14 protein-coding genes and 1 tRNA gene are annotated in these 17,203 nt (G+C 68.5%); 9 read left to right on the top strand and 6 right to left on the bottom strand.

Annotated elements, in window-relative coordinates; genetic code table 11:
- Window positions 1–10: 10 nt before the first annotated feature.
- From BM199_RS10380 to BM199_RS34490, 7 genes are read left to right on the top strand one after another with little or no spacing between them, the layout of a single operon-like run.
- Window positions 11–2,386 (top strand): condensation domain-containing protein, encoded by a 2,376-nt coding sequence (locus BM199_RS10380; RefSeq protein WP_218160326.1) that lies wholly within the window; start codon window positions 11–13, stop codon window positions 2,384–2,386.
- Window positions 2,383–3,447 carry a glutamate 5-kinase gene (gene proB / locus BM199_RS10375; protein WP_177242561.1) on the top strand — a complete coding sequence of 355 codons (1,065 nt, stop codon included), beginning with the start codon at window positions 2,383–2,385 and terminating at the stop codon, window positions 3,445–3,447. Before BM199_RS10380 ends, proB begins: the two co-directional genes overlap by 4 nt.
- 1 nt (window position 3,448) lies before the next feature.
- Window positions 3,449–4,702, top strand: coding sequence for a glutamate-5-semialdehyde dehydrogenase (locus BM199_RS10370; RefSeq protein WP_218160325.1), 1,254 nt, complete (start codon window positions 3,449–3,451; stop codon window positions 4,700–4,702).
- On the top strand, window positions 4,702–5,868 hold the full coding sequence (locus BM199_RS10365; RefSeq protein WP_091672398.1) for a pyridoxal phosphate-dependent aminotransferase: 1,167 nt from the start codon (window positions 4,702–4,704) through the stop codon (window positions 5,866–5,868). Before BM199_RS10370 ends, BM199_RS10365 begins: the two co-directional genes overlap by 1 nt.
- A gap of 47 nt (window positions 5,869–5,915) precedes the next feature.
- Entirely contained in the window at window positions 5,916–7,292 is a 1,377-nt protein-coding gene (locus BM199_RS10360; RefSeq protein ID WP_091672396.1) for an MFS transporter, read from the top strand.
- Window positions 7,267–7,956 carry a methyltransferase domain-containing protein gene (locus BM199_RS10355; protein WP_091672394.1) on the top strand — a complete coding sequence of 230 codons (690 nt, stop codon included), beginning with the start codon at window positions 7,267–7,269 and terminating at the stop codon, window positions 7,954–7,956. Before BM199_RS10360 ends, BM199_RS10355 begins: the two co-directional genes overlap by 26 nt.
- Before the next feature lie 35 nt (window positions 7,957–7,991).
- On the top strand, window positions 7,992–8,150 hold the full coding sequence (locus BM199_RS34490) for a hypothetical protein (RefSeq protein ID WP_245788270.1): 159 nt from the start codon (window positions 7,992–7,994) through the stop codon (window positions 8,148–8,150).
- Window positions 8,151–8,629: 479 nt separating this feature from the next.
- Here BM199_RS34490 and BM199_RS10345 read toward each other — a convergent pair.
- Window positions 8,630–8,703, bottom strand: a tRNA-Leu gene (locus BM199_RS10345).
- A 137-nt stretch (window positions 8,704–8,840) separates the two neighbouring features.
- On the opposite strand from BM199_RS10345, the gene BM199_RS10340 reads away from it, so the two are divergent.
- On the top strand, window positions 8,841–9,062 hold the full coding sequence (locus tag BM199_RS10340) for a DUF3618 domain-containing protein (protein WP_091672393.1): 222 nt from the start codon (window positions 8,841–8,843) through the stop codon (window positions 9,060–9,062).
- Between the two features lie 39 nt (window positions 9,063–9,101).
- On the opposite strand, the gene BM199_RS34485 is transcribed toward BM199_RS10340, so the two are convergent.
- Together BM199_RS34485 and BM199_RS10330 are read right to left on the bottom strand one after the other, a co-directional pair.
- Window positions 9,102–9,596, bottom strand: coding sequence for a hypothetical protein (locus BM199_RS34485; protein ID WP_245788269.1), 495 nt, complete (start codon window positions 9,594–9,596; stop codon window positions 9,102–9,104).
- Between the two features lie 194 nt (window positions 9,597–9,790).
- A complete protein-coding gene (locus BM199_RS10330) occupies window positions 9,791–10,369 on the bottom strand; it encodes a TetR/AcrR family transcriptional regulator (protein ID WP_091672391.1) in 579 nt (192 codons plus the stop codon).
- A gap of 132 nt (window positions 10,370–10,501) precedes the next feature.
- Here BM199_RS10330 and BM199_RS10325 point away from each other — a divergent pair, with 132 nt between their 5' ends.
- A complete protein-coding gene (locus tag BM199_RS10325) occupies window positions 10,502–12,028 on the top strand; it encodes a flavin-containing monooxygenase (protein ID WP_091672690.1) in 1,527 nt (508 codons plus the stop codon).
- 147 nt (window positions 12,029–12,175) lie between these two features.
- Here the strand turns inward: BM199_RS10325 and BM199_RS10320 are convergent, their stop codons facing one another.
- The 3 genes from BM199_RS10320 to BM199_RS10310 form a co-directional block, all read right to left on the bottom strand.
- Complete coding sequence (locus BM199_RS10320; RefSeq protein ID WP_091672390.1) at window positions 12,176–12,658, bottom strand: helix-turn-helix transcriptional regulator; 483 nt, start codon at window positions 12,656–12,658, stop codon at window positions 12,176–12,178.
- A gap of 261 nt (window positions 12,659–12,919) precedes the next feature.
- A complete protein-coding gene (locus BM199_RS10315; protein WP_091672388.1) occupies window positions 12,920–14,689 on the bottom strand; it encodes an LCP family protein in 1,770 nt (589 codons plus the stop codon).
- 314 nt (window positions 14,690–15,003) lie between these two features.
- On the bottom strand, window positions 15,004–17,184 hold the full coding sequence (locus tag BM199_RS10310) for a phospholipase A2 (RefSeq protein WP_245788268.1): 2,181 nt from the start codon (window positions 17,182–17,184) through the stop codon (window positions 15,004–15,006).
- Between the last annotated feature and the right edge of the window lie 19 nt (window positions 17,185–17,203).

The raw sequence follows: 17,203 nt of genomic DNA, 5'->3' as shown, positions 1-17,203 counted from the left end.
GAGGCCAATCGTGCAAACCGACGTGGAAAGTGGAAACGTCACCGCCGCGGCGACCCCGGCGCAAGAGGCGATGTGGTGGTTGCATCAGCGCGCGAAGGACAAGTCGGTCTACCACATCACCTGGCGGCTGGCCGCCGACCGCGCGATCGATCCGGCCGCGTTGGCGATCGCCTGGCAGTCCGTGGTCGACCGGTACGACGCGTTGCGGACCTCGGTGTCGAGGCCGGGCGAGGACGTGCTGCTGCAGGTCCGGTTCGGGCTGCGCGCCCCGGTGCGCCGAGTCGAAGTGGACGACCCAGGCGAAGCGGGCACGGACGAGCTGCTGCGGCTGATCGCGGAGGAGGCGCAGCAACAGCCGATGACCCTCGAGCACGCGCCGCTGGCCAGACTCGCCTCCGTCCGGGTCGGCGACCGGCACGAACTGGTGCTCACGGTCCACCACCTGATCCTCGACGGCTGGGGACTGCAACTGGTGATGGAGCATCTGTCGAGGGCCTACGCCGCAGCGGTTGCCGGGCAGGAGCCCGAGTTCGGCATCGAACCGGAGCCGTTCCACCGCTACGCGATCGGCCAGCGGGCGACGACCACCAGTGCGCGATGGGCGGCCGACGTCGAGTACTGGCGGAACAGACTGGCGGGCGCGGTCGCCACCACCGTGGCCCCCACCACGGAAGCCGAGTTCGTGCCCGGCGCTCCCGGCGTGGTGTTCCGCCGCACCTTCAGCGAACAGGCCACGGCCGGAATCGCGGCTCTCACCACGAACACCTTCGCCACCCCGTTCGCCGTTTTCCAGGCCGCCATGCACATAGTGCTCGCCCTCGGGGGCGCGGGGCCCGATGTCACGATCGGGACGGAACTGGCCAACCGGATGACTCCGGAGGAGCAGGGGCTCGTCGGCTATCTCGCCAACCTGTGCCTTTCCCGCGCGCACGTGGCCGAGACCGACCGCGTGCTCGACGTCGTGACCGCCGCCCGTGACGACGCCTGGGAGATGCTCGCGCATCAGGCCACGCCGTATCCCTTCGTCTTCGGTGCGCTGCCCGACGAAACCAGGCGCACGCTGACCGACGACTGCCCGGTGGGGCTGAGCCACCTTGGGCCGATCGGCACCGGGCTCGGGCTCGGCGACATCGGCCTGACCCTGCTGCCCAGCCCGAACCGGGCGGCCAGGGCGGATTTTTCGATCTCCACCTGGGAAGCCGACGGCACATACCACGCGGAGGTCGAGTACAACACGGGCCGCTACGACCGGGCGGCCGCGGAGTCGCTGCTCACCGACCTGGACAACGTGCTGGCCCTCGGCGCGACCGATCCGGAACGGGTGGTGGGTGGCATCCGGGTAAGCACCCGTTCCACCCCGGCACGGACCATCGACGGGCGCGGTGGCGTCACCGCCCCTGACGGTGACACCGAGTCGGTCGCCTGGCGGCAGGTGCACGCGGTGTGGTCGGACCTGCTCGGCGGGCCGCCCGAGGGGCCCGATGTGGACTTCTTCGTCGCGGGTGGCAACTCCCTGCTCCTGCTGCGGCTCAGCGCCGCACTCGAGGAGGCCACCGGGGTGTTCATCGACGCGGTGGAATGGCTCGCGGAGCCGACACCACGCGCATTGGTGCTCCTCTTGGCGGGGAACGAGGACGAGTCAGGCGACACGACCACCACGACCACGGTCTCGCTGCGCGAGGGCACCGGCCCGCACCTGCACCTGATTCCCGGGGCCGGTGGCGGCCCGAGCGACTTCCGGGAGATCACCGAGGCGCTCCCGCCGCACTGGCGGGTGACGGCCTCACGTGAACAGGAACCCGCGACGAGCGTACGGGAGATGGCGCGGCGCTTCGGGGCGGACCTGGCCGAGGAGGGGCACGAGCCGGACCTGCTCGGCGGCTGGTCAATGGGCGGGCTGGTGGCATACGAGATGACCTGCGAGATGTCACCGGAATCCGCGAAACCCTTGGTACTGCTGGATTCGCCGCCGCCAGTGGGGTACTCGCCCACACCGGAGGACGAGCTCTTCACCGCCTTTTCGGCGGCGTTCACCGGCGCGGACCGACCCGTGGTGGTGGGAGAGCCGGAGTTTCGCGTCCGGGTGCTCGCCGCCTGGCTGGCGGCGATCGGACAGCCGATTCCCGCCGTGGCGCTGGCGGAGCGGTGGCGCGCCTATGCCAGGCACGCACGGATCGGCGAGGCCTACGTCCGCACGGCGGAGCTGCCGGTCGCCGCGCTGATCGTGGGCGCGGACCTGCGCGCGAGTGAGAACGAGGAATGGGCAGGCCGGTTCCGCGAGCCGAGGCCGCTGCAAGCCGACACCGACCACCACGGGGTGCTGCGGGCCGGAGCCGCGCGGGAAGTGGCCGCGGCGATCGTCGAATTCGAACGGACCATGGCGTGAACACCGGCAAGCGGGTGGTGCTGAAAATCGGCACCAGCTCCCTGATCGCCGACGGCCGCGTCGATCCGCAGCGCCTCGACCGGCTTTGCGAGGCGATCCATCGTGGGATCGCGGCCGGCCTGGCGCCGGTGCTGGTGGCCTCCGGCGCGATCGCCGTGGGCCGTACCGCGTATCCGGCCGTCGCGCGGTCCGGCGACGACGCCGCCCAGCAGGTGGCCGCCGCACTGGGACAGGGCGTGCTCTACCCGGCGCTGCGGGAGCGCTTCGCCGCCAGCGGCCTGGCGACGGGGCAGGTGCTGCTCACCCCGCACGACCTGATCGAGCCGGGCCGGGGCCCTCGGGTGCGGGCCTTGTTCGACGAGATGCACCGGCACGGTTTTCTGCCGATCGTCAACGAGAACGACGCGCTCGGAGTCCGCAACAACGACGTGCTCGCCGCGCTGCTCGCGGGTTTCCTCCAAGCGGAGCTTCTGCTGCTGCTGACCAACGTTCCCGGACTCTACGACGGCAACCCGCTGCTGGCCTCGGCCGCGCGCCGGATCGGCCACGTGCCCGCGCTGAATCCGGAGATCGAAGCCATGGCGGGGGACTCGCTGAGCGACGGGGGCACCGGCGGCATGCAGATGAAGCTGGCCGCGTGCTGGATAGCCACCTATTCGGGAGTGCGCACCGTCATCGCCGACACCGCTGACCCAGCCGTGCTCATCGACGCCCACCGCGGTGTCGACGTGGGCACCGACTTCGCGCCGCGTCCGATCCGCGGAAGGCCGCCGTCGGCCGGCCGGCTGTGGCGCGCTTTCCGCACCCCACCGCGGGGCGCGATCACCTGCGGCTCGGCCGGGCAGTTGGCCATCGAGCACCGGCAACCGTTGCGCCGTGTGCAGATCACCACAGCGCGCGGCCGGTTCCGCGCAGGCGACGTGGTGGACCTGACCGGGCCGGATCAGCGCCTACTCGCCCGTGGCGGCATTCGTTTCGCCGCCGAGACCGTCGAGTTCGGCTGTGCACCGGGCACCGCCCTGCTCGTCGATTCCGACTACGTACGCATCGGGAAGGACTGACGTGACTGTGCTGGAACTGTGTCAGGACGCGGTCGCGGCTTCGGCCGTGATCAAGCAGCTGACCACGGAGAAGAAGAACGAACTGCTGCGGGACATGGTGGAGGCCATCGAAACGCGGCTGGACGCGATCCTCGAGGCCAACGCCGAGGACGTCGCCGCGGCTCGCGCGGCGGGCACCTCGGCGACGCTGGTGGACCGGCTGACCTTGACCGAGCGGCGTGCGGCCGGGCTGACCGCCGCCATCCGGACGATCATCGACCTGCCCGATCCGTCGGGGCGGGTGGTGGAGGGCTGGACACGGCCGAATGGCCTGCGCATCGAACGGGTGCTGGAACCGCTGGGCGTCATCGCGGTGATCTACGAGGCACGCCCGAACGTCACGGCCGAGGTGGCCGCATTGTGCCTGAAATCGGGCAACTGCGCCGTGCTGCGCGGATCATCCACCGCGATGCGTACCAACCGCGCCATCATGGCGGCGCTGCACGCCGCGATCGCGGCGCACCCCGGTGTGCCGGCCGCGGTCGTGCAACTGGTCGAAGACCCTTCTCGGGAAGCCGCGCTGGAACTGATGCGCGCCAAGGGCCACATCGACCTGCTGGTGCCGAGAGGTGGCCCGGACCTCATCGCCTCGGTGGAACGGAACGCGACCGTGCCGACGGTGATCGACGGCGCGGGCAACTGCCACCTCTACGTCGACGGCACCGCGCGGCGGGAGATGGCCACCGAGGTCGTGGTCAACGCGAAGACGTCTCGGCCGAGCGTGTGCAACGCGATCGAAACCCTGCTGGTGCACAAGGATCTGGTATCGGGCTGGCTGCCGCAGGCGCTGGACGAGCTGGCCGGGGCCGGGGTCGAGGTCCGGGGCTGCGCCGAGGTGTGCGAGGCGTGGCCGAAAGCAGTGGCCGCCACGGCCGAGGACTGGGCGACGGAGTACCTGGACCTCGTTCTCGCGGTCCGGGTCGTGTCCGATGTGGACGAGGCGATCGCGCACATCCGGCAGTGGGGGACCGGGAACGCGGAGGGCATCGTGGCCCAGGACATCGATGTGGCGAACCGGTTCGCGCGCGAGGTCGACTCCGGCAGCGTGTTCGTCAACGCCTCTCCCCGCTATTCCGACGGCGGTGAGTTCGGCTATGGCGTCGAGATCGGGGTCTCCACCCAGAAGCTGCACGCGCGGGGCCCGATGGGCCTGACCTCGCTGATGACCGCGAAGAACGTGGTCTGGGGTACCGGACAGACCAGGAAGGTGGCCTGATGGACGGCACGAGCTCACTGCGGCACAGCGCGCTGATGGAGTCGGTCGACCAGGCGATCTCGATCAAGTACAACAACCTGGTCTACGACCTCAAGGCGACCGGCCACGACATCATCACGCTTTCCCTCGGTGAGTCGTACTTCGACGTACCTGCCCCGGACTTCGGTGGTATCGACCCGGGCGAGCTGCACCATTACGCACATTCCCGAGGTCTGCCGGAACTGCGCAGGCAGCTGGCCAAGTACTACGGGGACCAGTTCGGGCTGCCCGTCGACCCCGACCACGAAATCCTGATCACCGCCGGTTCGAAGGTGGCGATCTACCTGGCGTTGCTCGCGACCGTGGAGCCCGGCGACGAGGTCGTCGTGCTCGAGCCGTTCTGGCTGAGCTACCCCACGCAGGTCCGGCTCTGCGGCGGCATGCCGGTCATGGTGCCGCACGATGTCGAGATCTTCGAGCTGGCCAGGTATCTCACCGGGCGCACCCGGGCGATCATCATCAACAACCCGAACAATCCGAGCGGCCGGGTCTACACGGCGGCCGAACTGGAGTTCCTGCACGAACTGGCCGACCGGCACGGCCTGCTGCTGGTGGTGGACGAGGCGTACAACGAATTCGTCGCGCCCGGCACCCGCTTCGTCAGCTGTGGTGCCGCCGATCCGGACAAGCGGCACACCATGACGGTCAACTCGATGTCCAAGAACTACGGCATTTCCGGGTGGCGAGTCGGCTACGTCATCGCCCATCAGGCCCTGGTCGAGCAGATCCTGAAGGTCAACCAGCACCTGATCACCTGCGCGCCGACACCGTTGATGCGCTACCTCGCCGACCACTTCGACTCGCTCATCGAGCGCACCAGGCCACAGATCCAGCACGTGGTCGCGACACGGAACGAGGTGGCGGGCTGGCTGGCCGCACGGGGAATCGAGGTGCTGCCCGGCGAGGCGACCTTCTACCTGTTCGCCTCGCTGGGACGTTCGGCGCTGGGGTCGGACGAATTCGCCGAGCGCCTGCTGCGGGAATCCGGGGTCAGTGTGGTTCCCGGGATCGCGTACGGCGACTCCTGCGACCGCCACATTCGTATCTCGGTCGGGACCGAAACACCCGAACGGATCCGGCGCGGCCTCGACGCGATCGGCAGGCTCATCGAGAGTTCCGGCGGATAAGGCGTGTCATCGCGGGTCGAAACCAGCTCCGTGGGAAGGGAAGCGTCATGACGGAAGCGGCACAAGCTGCGGTGGAGGCGCGAGGCGCGGATGCCGCCACCCCCGCCACCGCCCGAACCGATTCCAGCGGGCGGAACACCGCGGTGCTGGTGCTCTTCACCGCGGCCACCAATCTCGCCGACGGCATGCTCAAGGTCGCACTACCGCTGATCGCCACCTCGCTGACCAACTCACCAGCCTTGATCTCCGGAGTGCTGACCACCCTGACGTTGCCGTGGCTGTTCACGGCGTTGCACGTCGGCGTCCTGGTGGACCGAGGGGATCGGCGGAAACTGTTGTGGTTGGCCAATGCCGTCCGGGTCGCGGTGGTGGGCGGTTTCCTGGCGGCGGCGCTGGCCGGCACGCTGAACCTGGCGATGATCTACGCCGGCGGCGTGATCCTCGGTGTCGCCGAGGTGATCGCACTGACCTCCGCGGCTGCCCTGCTGCCCTCGCTGGTGGCCGCACCGAAACGGGAACGCGCGAACTCCTGGCTGACCGGATCGGAAACGGTTTGCAACGAATTCCTCGGGCCGTTCCTGGGCGGTCTGCTGGTAGCCGCCGGCGCGGGAATAGTGCTGGGCACCTCCGCGATCACCTACGCGATCACCGCGGCCACGCTGGTATTCCTGGTCGGCCGGTTCCGGGCGGTCCAGACCACGGCCCCTGCCGGGGTCGCGGCGGCCCGGCCCGCGATCCACGCGCAGATCGTCGAGGGCCTGCGGTACCTGTGGGAACAGCGCGTTCTGCGCGTGATGACCCTGCTGGTCGGCGTGCTCTGTTCGTTGTGGGGAGCCTGGCTGGCGTTGATGCCGTTGTACGCCACCACGACCATGGGCTTGAGCACCGCTGCCTACGGCCTGCTGGTGGGCGCGCTCGGAGCGGGCGGAACCTGCGGAGCGGTGCTGGTGTCCCACTGCAACCGGCTCTTCGGACGGCGGCGGGTGATGTTCGGCAACATCTTCCTTACCGGCGCCCTGGTCGCTTTCCCCGCGATCAGCACGAACGTGTGGGTGGTCGCGCTCGGCGCGTTCCTCGGTGGCCTGGGCAGCGGGTTGTGGGTGGTCAACTCCCGGACGGTCAGCCAGACACTGGTCAACGCGTCGATGATGGGGCGGTACAGCGCGGCCGCAAGGCTGTTCGGGTGGGGTTCGGTGCCAGTCGGCGCCTTCGTCGCCGGGTTGCTGGCGGAATGGGTCGGGGTCAAGGCCGCGTTCGCGGTGTTCGCTCTGATCGCGCTGACCGTCGTCGTACCCTTTCTCCGGGTCTATTCACGCACGGTCGCCGCCGACATGGAGACGCGAATTTCCTCGGGTGCGGAACCACCGGCTCCGGGGGTGAGAGAGCACAATGACGGCCATGTCGACGATGCTCACTCTCCTTGATGCCTTTGACGACCTGTCCCAGGCTCGTAGTCTGCGAGAACGGACCTACCAAGCGCTCGGTGACACCGTGGTCGACGTCGGCTGCGGGAGCGGGCGGGCGGTCGGCGAGTTGGCCGCCCGTGGGGTTCGGGCCATCGGCGTCGACGCGGACCCTGACATGATCGAGGTCGCCATCGAGCGCTGGCCCGCCAGTGAGTTCCACGTCGCCGACGCCACCGCGTTGCCGCTCGACGACGGCTCGGTCACCGGTTACCGCGCCGAGAAGGTCCTGCACGACCTCGACGAGCCCGAGCGGGCCGTCATCGAGGCAAGCCGGGTCCTGGCCGGGGGCGGCCGCGCGGTGCTCGTCAGTCAGGACTGGGACGCGTACATGATCGACTCCGATGATCCCCGACACACCCGCGCGCTCGTTCGCGCTCGCGCGGACGGCGTGACCCATCGATGGATCTCCCGCCGACAGCGGAACCTCCTGCTGGACAACGGGTTCACCGATGTCACCGTCGAGGTCCACACGATCGTCTGGACAGACGCCTCGTGCCTGCCGATGCTCGCCAACATCGGCGGAGAAGGGGCCTGGTTCGAGGAGCAGGCCGCCAGGGCACGCGACGACCGGGTGTTCGTCGCCATCCCGTTCATTCTCGCCGCCGGTACGCGCGTCGGCTGAGGCCTGGTGGGGGAGCGGCGGAGCGGCCGGCTGTCTTGTTGCCGTCGCCGCTGGTGGAGCTGTGCGATGTCCGTCTGGACGAGCACGAGGTGCGGGTCTACCTCAAACGGGAAGACGTGATTCGGGGCGAGGAGCATCTGCCGCTGAACGAGTCGCTGGCCTACGCCGTTGACCGGGGAATGACGCTGACCTAAGGGCGGCAGCAACGGACCGGGCGTGCGCGGCTGCGCCGAGCTTCCCGGCGAGATCGAGATCGATTTCGACGTCGTCTGTTGTGCCACCGGCAGCGGCGGCACCGTGGCCGGGATCGCTGCCGGGCTCGCCGGACGCCAACGCGCTCTCGGGTTCGCCGTACTCAAGGGGGCCAGTTCCTCGACGACGAGCTGCGGCGGCTTCAGCGTGAAGGGTTCGGCGCGGAGACCGGCAACTGGACGCCCGACCACGACTTCCACTTCGGCGGCTACGCGAAGCGTAAGCCCGGGCTGAACGCCTTCATCCATGATTTCGAGTCGCGGCACGGCCTCACGCTGGACTGGGTGTACGAGGCCAAGATGATGTACGGCCTGTTCGACCGCATCGGCTCGGGGCGTTCGCGCGGGCACGACGGTCGTGGTCGTGCTGAGCGCTCACACCCTGTCGTGCATAGGTGTGATTCGCACAATGACTACGTCGGTGGGCCCGGAGGGACTCGAACCCTCACTGGCATGGACCTAAACCATGTGCCTCTGCCAATTGGGCTACGGGCCCGCGAGGATGAGCTTAGCGTGACCGGCGCAGTGCCTTTCGGCGTGCCCGCGCGACCGGACGAGGCGACGTCCTTTACGGTTGGCTGCCTGAAGCCGCAACCGCGCAGCCTGCGAGGGCATGCCTGGCGAGGAGGACACGTGGCCCGCGATCCGGACACCATCGAGCGTGAGATCGAGAAGGCCAGGGACGCGCTGGCGTCCACGCTGGACGAGCTCGGCACGAAGGCGAGCCCCAAGCGGCTTGCCGACAACGCGAAGTCCAGTCTGCAGACCACCCTTGATCAGCCGAAGGTCAAGTACCCGCTGATCGGCGCGGGTGTGCTGATCGGGCTGCTGCTGGTGCGCAAGCTCCTGCGCTGACCCGCCGGCGGTTCGCTGGAAGGGCAATGGGACGACGGCTCAGCGAGCGACCTTTCGACGGCTGTCCCGCTGACCGCTCTTGCCCTTGGGGTTGGCCTTCGCGTTCTTGCCTGCCTGCGTGCCTGTCGCTTCGGGGCTCTTGGCCAGTTCCTTCGTCGGGACGACGGGCTTGCTGGGCTTCGTGGTGGTTTCCGCCTCTGGCCCGCCGTTCTCCGTCCTGGCCTGGGCCGGAACCTCGGCCGCTTCGGGCTCGGCCGCCTCGTCGGCCTGCTGCGCCGCGAGCGGCTCCGCGGTAGACCGCGTGAGACGGGCTGTCATGTACGCCGAGGTGAACTCGAGCGCGCTGCCGTTCAACAGGTGCACGACCGTGGTGCCCTTGTCCTCGTTGACGAGCTTCTCCACCAGCTGGTCGACGCGGTCGCGTGCCGCGATGATGCCCGGCGCCCTCGCCGTGACCTCCTCGCCGAGTCCGGCCACCGTGATCGACCAGTCGTCGTTGTCCTGTGCGTACATCGCCGTGATCGCCTGCGCCATCGGTCCAGCCCTCCATTCACAACGTCATCCACAGGGGAGACCCAGTCGCCCTCGTGTCATGACGCCGATCACGGGCACCACACGATCGTGTGCACCCATTCAGTCTTCTCGTTGAATTCTGTATCGGACTGTGGGGCACAGCAATACGACAATGTGTCAGAGATTACGCAGAGTAGACGATTACCGTCCGTCGATCAGCTCATGGCGCGAGCGCGCAGCCCGTCCCAGAGGATGTCCATCGCGTAGCCCGTGACGACCTCGGGAGACACGTCCTCGTGCCGCTCGCACCAGATGGCCAGCCGCTCGCAGGCGCCGACGACGAACTCCGCCGCAGCCTCTACCTGCAACGGAGCGGACGTCTCAAAATAGCCGCTCATCAGGGCGGCGATCAGATCGGTCTGCTGCTGCCGCGTGGCCTCGATCTCGTCCGCGGCCGATGTGCCGATGAGCACCATCTCGTGGCGTAGCAGGGACCAGGCCTGGCGGTGCTCGCGGATGAAGACGAAGAACGCATGTAGCCCCTTGTACATCGCCTGTTCGGCGGATTCAGCTCCAGCAACTGCCTGCTCGGTCACGCTGCGCAACGCCGCCCTGGACTGCCTGATACAGGCGAGGAGCAAACCTTCCTTCGAGTTGAAGTACTCGTAGAGCATCGGCTTCGACACGCCCACACGCTCGGCGATCTCGTCCATCGACGCCGCCGCGTACCCGCGTTCGGAGAACACGGCCTCAGCGATCTCGATCATCTGCTTCTCACGTTCGGCCCGTGGCATGCGCTTGCGCCGGGTTGCGGTCGTCGCGCTGGAGCTCGAGGAAGTTGTCACAAAAGTCAGTCTACCGGAAGTAACCTACTCCGAGTAAGATGGACTTCGGGTAACAGTAATCAGGACATGGAGGACGAGCAGATGGGCAAGCGCACCGAAGCTGGTGTGATCATCGTCGGGTCCGGATTCTCCGGGCTCGGCATGGCGATCCAGCTCCGCAAGGAGGGTCGCGAGGACTTCGTGATCCTGGAGAAGGCCCAGGATGTCGGCGGCACGTGGCGGGACAACACCTACCCCGGCTGTGCCTGCGACATCCAGTCGCACATGTACTCGTTCTCCTTCGAGCAGAACCCGAACTGGTCGAGGTCGTTCTCGCCCCAGCCGGAGATCTGGGACTACATGCGTGGGGTCGCCGAGAAGTACGACCTCTACCGTTTCGTCCGGTTCGGTCAGGAGATGACCGGTGCGCGCTGGGACGAGGAGGAGGGGCGCTGGCACGTCGCGACCGCCTCCGGCGACGAGTTCGTCGGGCGGTTCCTCGTCTCCGGCATGGGGGCGCTGCACATTCCGCAGATTCCGCAACTGCCCGGCCTCGAGCGGTTCGAGGGCCGCCAGTTCCACTCCGCGCAGTGGGATCACGACTACGACCTGCGGGACAAGCGGGTCGCCGTGGTGGGCACCGGTGCCAGTTCCATCCAGTTCGTCCCGCAGATCGCGAAGGACGTGCGGGAGTTGACGCTGTTCCAGCGGACACCGCCGTGGATCATGCCCAAGCCGGACCACGAGATGCCCGAGTGGACGAAGAAGCTGTTCAACAAGGTCCCTGGCGTACAGCGGATGTACCGCAACGCCCTGTACTGGATGCTCGAGGTGCGGGCGATCGGTTTCAACGGTCACGCGGGCGTGATGAAGCTGGCGCAGAAGATCGCCAAGTGGAACATCGACAAGAACATCAAGGACCCGCGGTTGCGGGCCAAGTTGACGCCCGACTACACGATGGGCTGTAAGCGGGTGCTGATCTCCAACGACTTCTACCCGGCGCTGAACCGGCAGAACGTCGATGTGGTGACCGACGGCATCGCCGAGGTCAGGGAGCACAGCATCGTCGACTCCGCCGGTGTCGAGCGGGAGGTCGACGCGATCATCTTCGGCACGGGTTTCCATGTCACCGACGCCTTCGACAACCTCGAGGTCATCGGCAGGGAAGGGCGCAACCTCGGCAAGGAGTGGGCCACCGAGGGCATGCAGACCCACAAGGGGATCACCGTGTCCGGGTTCCCCAACCTGTTCTTCCTGCTCGGCCCGAACACCGGTCTAGGGCACAACTCGGTCGTTTTCATGATCGAGTCGCAGATCCGCTACGTCAGTGCGGCGATGCGCCTGGTGGAGTCCGCGGGAGCGGACGGGATCGAGGCGCGCCCCGACTCCCAGGCGCAGTTCAACTCGGACATTCAGCGCAAGCTGGCCAAGGGCATCTGGACCCAGGGCGGTTGCAAGAGCTGGTACCTGGACGCCAAGGGGGTCAACCGCACGGTGTGGCCGGGCTTCACCTGGCGCTACTGGTTGCAGACCCGCAAGGTCGACACCAGCGAGTACTCGCTGGTCGGCATTGCGGACACGGGCGAGGCCGCGAAGGAGAGCGAGCAGCCGAGCGTCCCCACGGCATAACGCCACTTTCCCGGGAAAGTGCCCAACTGAGGCCCCGTGAGCAGCGAAGACGCGGCACAGGACGGCACTTTCCCGGGAAAGTGCGGTAGTTGCGCACGGACCTATCGCACTTTCCCGGGAAAGTGCGACTCCGTGGCTTGGTGCGGGTCAGCTCCCCTGGTGCGTGTCGTTCATGAGGTGATGCAGGCGGGACACCAGTTCCGCGACCGGCATGCCACACAGTTCGGCCAGCCACTCGAGCGCCCGCCGATCGAGCTGAACGTCCGCCTGGTCGCCCCCCGGCTGTCGTTGGCGGTCCAGACACCAACGGCGCAGCGGCTGCAACTCCGGCTGGTCGTCGCCGATCACCGCCGCGAGATTGACCCGGACACGGCCGGGTTCGTCCGTGAAGACGCGCCGGTGCACCCTGGCCAGCAGATCCTGCGGTGTTTCCTCCATCGCCACGCACAACTCCACGAGCCGCACGACGGAACACTGTCGCGTCCCCAGCTCGTAGGTGGCCAGCGTCTGCAGAGAGATCTCGCTCTGCAGACGCTCGTTCAGCTCCTTACGCGTCCACCCTCGCCGCTTGCGGACTTTGCGCAACTCCTCGCCGAGCGCACGTTGATAGGCCTCCGCGTCAATACGCACTCGTCGTCCCCTGCCTGCACCACGCGTCGTATCGCACTCCTGCCGTCGCCCGGCCGGGTGATGCGAGTCTCCTTCACGAGGATGAAAGCCGCTGACACGCCGCTCATTACGCGGATTCGGCCGACTGTTTGCCGAACCACCCCACAGTCCGCCCGAATGGAGTAACCGCGCGCGGCCGGAGGGGGGTGCCGGGGGAGTGCTGAAGGCGCAGGGGGCTCTGCTCGATGGCCACTCGGCTCGCAGGCGGAGCGCCCGCACGCGCTAGTTGACGCAGGGCACGCCGCCTGCGGTGATCGGCGGCTCCTCGTCCTCGGGGGTCGCCCCGCCGGTCCCGTCGGCCTGTGCGGCAGCAGGTTTGCCCGCTCCGCTCGCGCCGCCCGTATTACCGGACCCGGTGGACTGCCCGGTCGAGGAACCGGAGTAGTCGGTGCCGAGCACGACGGTGGCGTGGCCCGCGGGTACGGAGCTGTCCTCCTCGACGGCGACATCGCCCTCGAGCGCGCCGGCGACCTGTTCACCAACGCCGGTCGTACCCGGCGGCACCCGCACCACCGAGATGTCCTGAGGAGCAGCGTTGCCGGTCTCGCCCTCGGCGAATCCCTGCTCGGTCAGCGACTGGGACACACTCGCGGCCAGGCCGGTCTGGCTGGTCCCGTTCTGCACGTTCACGGTGATGGTGGACTTGGCAGGCAGGTCCTCCTGCTCCTTCGACGCACCCTCGCCGGGCTGTTGCGGCGGACCGGCGAGGCCCTGGACGAAATCCTGCACCTGGTCCGGATCGACCTGGATCGCTGTGCCGTCGTTGGGGGTCTCGTACTCGATGTTGACGGTCGGGATCGTCCGGAACTCGATCTGCCCGCCGGTCAGGCCCTTCATCTGCTGGGCGAAACCGAGGATGTCCCAGCCCTGGTTGAGCACGACCGACTTCTTGATGGCGCCGACCAGTTCGTTCAGCTTGCCGGGATCGGCGAGCGTGCCCGCGGAGAGCACCTTCTTCGCCAGGCCCGCCATGAAGACCTGTTGACGCACCACCCGGTCCAGGTCACCGCGGAGCAGACCGTGCCGCTGCCGGACGAAAGCCAGTGCGTCGAAACCGGAGATCGTCTGCCTGCCCGCCTTGAAGTCCGCACCCGAGTACCTGTCCTTCGTGGCCTCGTTGAGGCAGACCTCCACCCCGCCGATCGCCTTCGTGATCTCGAAGAAACCCAGCAGGTTGATGGAAGCGTAGTTGTCGATCGTGGAGCCGGTGAGCTGCTCCACAGTGGCTACGAGGGTCTTCGCCCCTGCCTGGTTGCTCTGGACCTCGAGCTCCTTCGGGTCCGTCACGCCCTCGGCCTCGAGCCGGGAGCGCTCCTCCATCTTCGCCCGCGCATACGCCGAGTTGATCTTGTGTTTGCCGTACCCGGGGATGTCCACGTAGGAGTCACGCGGCAACGAGATGGCGACGGCCTTGCTGCCGTCGTTCGGGATGTGCACGAAGATCAGTGAGTCGGTGTTCAGTTCGCCGTCGGCGACTCCGGCACGCAGTTGCGCGAGCAGGTCCTCGGAGAGCGGATTGCCCTGCGCGTCCGTACGGCTGTCCATGCCGACCAGGAGGATGTCGCGGGCGCCATCGGCAGGCTTGTCCCCGCCGCCGTCCTCGGCGATCACATCGGTCATCGTGAGTCCGCTGACCAGCCCCTGCATGGCCGCCCAGCCATACCCCGTGAGGCTCATGACCAGCAGTGACACCACGGCGACAGCGATTTTCGCGCCCCTGCCGGGGCCACGCTTGCGTGGCGGTGGGGCGGGCCGGGGACGGCTCGCGGGCCGGGAACGCGTTGCTCGCTCCGGCGGCGTACGGGGGCCAGCGTCAGCCCGGCCGCGCCGGACCGGCCTGCCGGGTGGTGGGCCTGCGCTCCTGTCCGGCGGGGTCTGGGAGCGCGGGGGCCTGCTTCCAGGCGGTGGGGTGGGTTTGCTGCCGGACGCGCCCTCCTGCCACGGCCTCCGGGGACGCCGGTCCCCGTGACCGTCGCGCGGCGGGTACTCCACGCCAGCAACTCCCTTCGTCGGGTGCCCGTCCGCAACGGACACAGTCCACGCCTGGTCCTTGTTTGGACGTCCAACCACCGGCGCGGGTTGCCGTAGCCTGGCATATGGCCCTTCGGTTGTGGCCGACCCCACCCACGGTTGGGCGCTGTCGTCACATTGAGTACCCCGAAGTCGACGATGCCAACGCCATCAGTGCCTGCCTGAAAGATCGGGTCAGCCATCGAGTCGCCAGGGCTCTGACTCCCAGACGGGACTTCGTCGGCCGCGTTCCACAGCTCACCATGACCACGCGATCCGCCGTTCCCACACGCCCGTCAGCCTCCGCTTCGCACGGGTGTGCGACTCGGCCGCCAACTGGTCGCCACTGTGGCCACGACCGCGGCGGTGGCGAAGAGCCCGGTCACGCCGTGCACGAGGAGCGCGAGCGTGTCGGTGTCCGGGCCTGAGGTGGCGGCCAGCAGAGGCGGCACGCAGGCGAGCGTGCTGAGCACCCAGGTCGTCGGAGTGCCGCTGGCGCCGGTCCGGACGGTGTGCAGCAGGGAGACGCCGAGCAGCAGGTGCAGCACGCTCTGGATGGGATCGAGCTCAAGGCCGAGCAGAGTCGCGTTCCCGGAGCCGCTGAAACCGGAGAGCGCGAAGCCGAAGATGCCGATGACCGCGTAGCCGAACCCCAACCAGGCGGCTGCCCTGGCGAGCAGGATCTCCAGCCGGTTGACGGGGCCGGGCACGAGTCGGGGGGTGCGGTGCGGCTGCGTGTGCCGTTCGAACCACCAGAACACGACAACACCGGGTCCGGCGAGCATCGCCAGCGCGATGACGGACCGAGGGTGCAGCACCCAGCCGAGGCCGCGGCCCAGTTGCTCCGGTAGGTAGACGACGGTGATCAGCAGCAGCATGGCGGTCAGAAAGCAGAGGTAGAGGCTCATCGGAGCACGCAGGGCGAAGTCGGTCACCCTGACGACCGCGGCACGAGCACCCAGCGCACGGGCAGGCTGTGGCAGCGCGAGCAGCAGCCCGAGGTGCGCGAGGCCGAGCAGCAGTACGGCGAGCGTGGGACCAGCCAGGGGCGGCACCGCCCCAGGGGTGCCGAGCAGCAGGAGCGGCAGCGCGCCACTGCCTGCCAACGCGACGAGGGTGCCGATCGCGGCAGCACCGGTCCAGCCCAACAGGCGCCGGGACAGGAGACCGTCGGCGTGGGCGAAGCCGAGTTGCTGGGCCAGGAGTGCGAGCCCGATCACCCCCGCGTACTGGAGCAGTTCGGGCCCCGCCCCGCTCGCGGTGGTGGCCAGCCCCAGAACGCCTCCGGCGATGAGCGCGAGGACGGCCAGCGGCGCGCGGCGATGCAGCGTCAGCATGATCGGCGTGACGACCACGGTCAGCAGATAGACGCCGAGCAACCACAGTGGATGGAGCGCTATGCGCATCACCGTGCCCGTCGTGTTCGGCGGGATGCCGAGCAGTTCGAGAGCCATGGGCACCGCGAAGGCCACGACCGCGAAGACCAGCGCCGGCCGCAGCAGCCAGCCTGCCCGATGGGCGAGGTACTCGCGGTAGCCACCGCCGGCCCCGACGATCTCCCGCCATCCGGCGGCGTTGGCACGCCCACCTGCGAAGAAGAAGAGGAACGCCAGCTGGGTGAGCCAGGTCAGCGGCCAGAGCCAGCCGTCGCCCACTCCGGCCCACCGGCCCAGGGCCACCGCCGACTCGCCGAGTACCAGCAGCGCGACGGCGGCCACGGCGAGTGGCGCCCAGCTCCCCGCGGCTCTGTGCCGGACGACGGCGGGGACGCTCTGCCGTTGTCGGGGGGCGATCCGGCGGGCATGCAGCCAGCCGCGCAACCGGAACGTCAGCAGGAATCCGATCATCGCGACGCCCGCGAGCATCGGCGCCACGGGTTCGCCGACCGGCGGGCCCCAGCGCTGATGCCAGGAGTTGATGACGAGGCCTGCCGAGAACAGCGAGGCGACCGCACGGCAGGTGCCGGGGGAGTTCTGCGGATTGATCCCGCACATGGCATGCATGTCCGCCGAGAGCCGGTCGTCCAGTGCCTTCCGGACCTCTGGTCCGAGTGGCTGGCCCTTTGCCGCGGAGTAACGAAGCAGGTCGTAACCGAGGTCGTGCGCCTTGCAGGAGGCGGTGTAGTCCCACCTGGTGCCGTCGTCGCCCCACGGCGTGGAACAACCGCCGTCGGCGTGCACGGCGCGAATGGTGTTGTCCGGCGCGGTCAGTTCTGCCGGGACGACACCGGTGACCTCGGTGAAGTCGGCCGGGAGCAGTTCGATCGTCGTGCTGGCGGTGCCGGGGGAGAGCAGCGTGCCGATCGCCTGCTCCGCCTGGGCGACCTCGGGCCGCAGCGGGCCGGTCGGTGCGGGCGGGTCGGACCGCGACGCGACGAACCCGAAACCGACGACCACGAGGACCAGCACGAGAACCCACGCCGAGGTCCACAACGGACGGCGTACGCGTGTGGGCGCCGGCTGGGTCGGAACGATCACAGGCAACAGGGTCCCAGGA

This window comes from Amycolatopsis marina, assembly GCF_900111885.1.
In the GTDB taxonomy this organism is placed as follows: Bacteria; Actinomycetota; Actinomycetes; order Mycobacteriales; family Pseudonocardiaceae; genus Amycolatopsis; species Amycolatopsis marina.
Note: the sequence above shows the minus strand (reverse complement) of the source record. Positions and strands in the feature narration are given on the sequence as shown.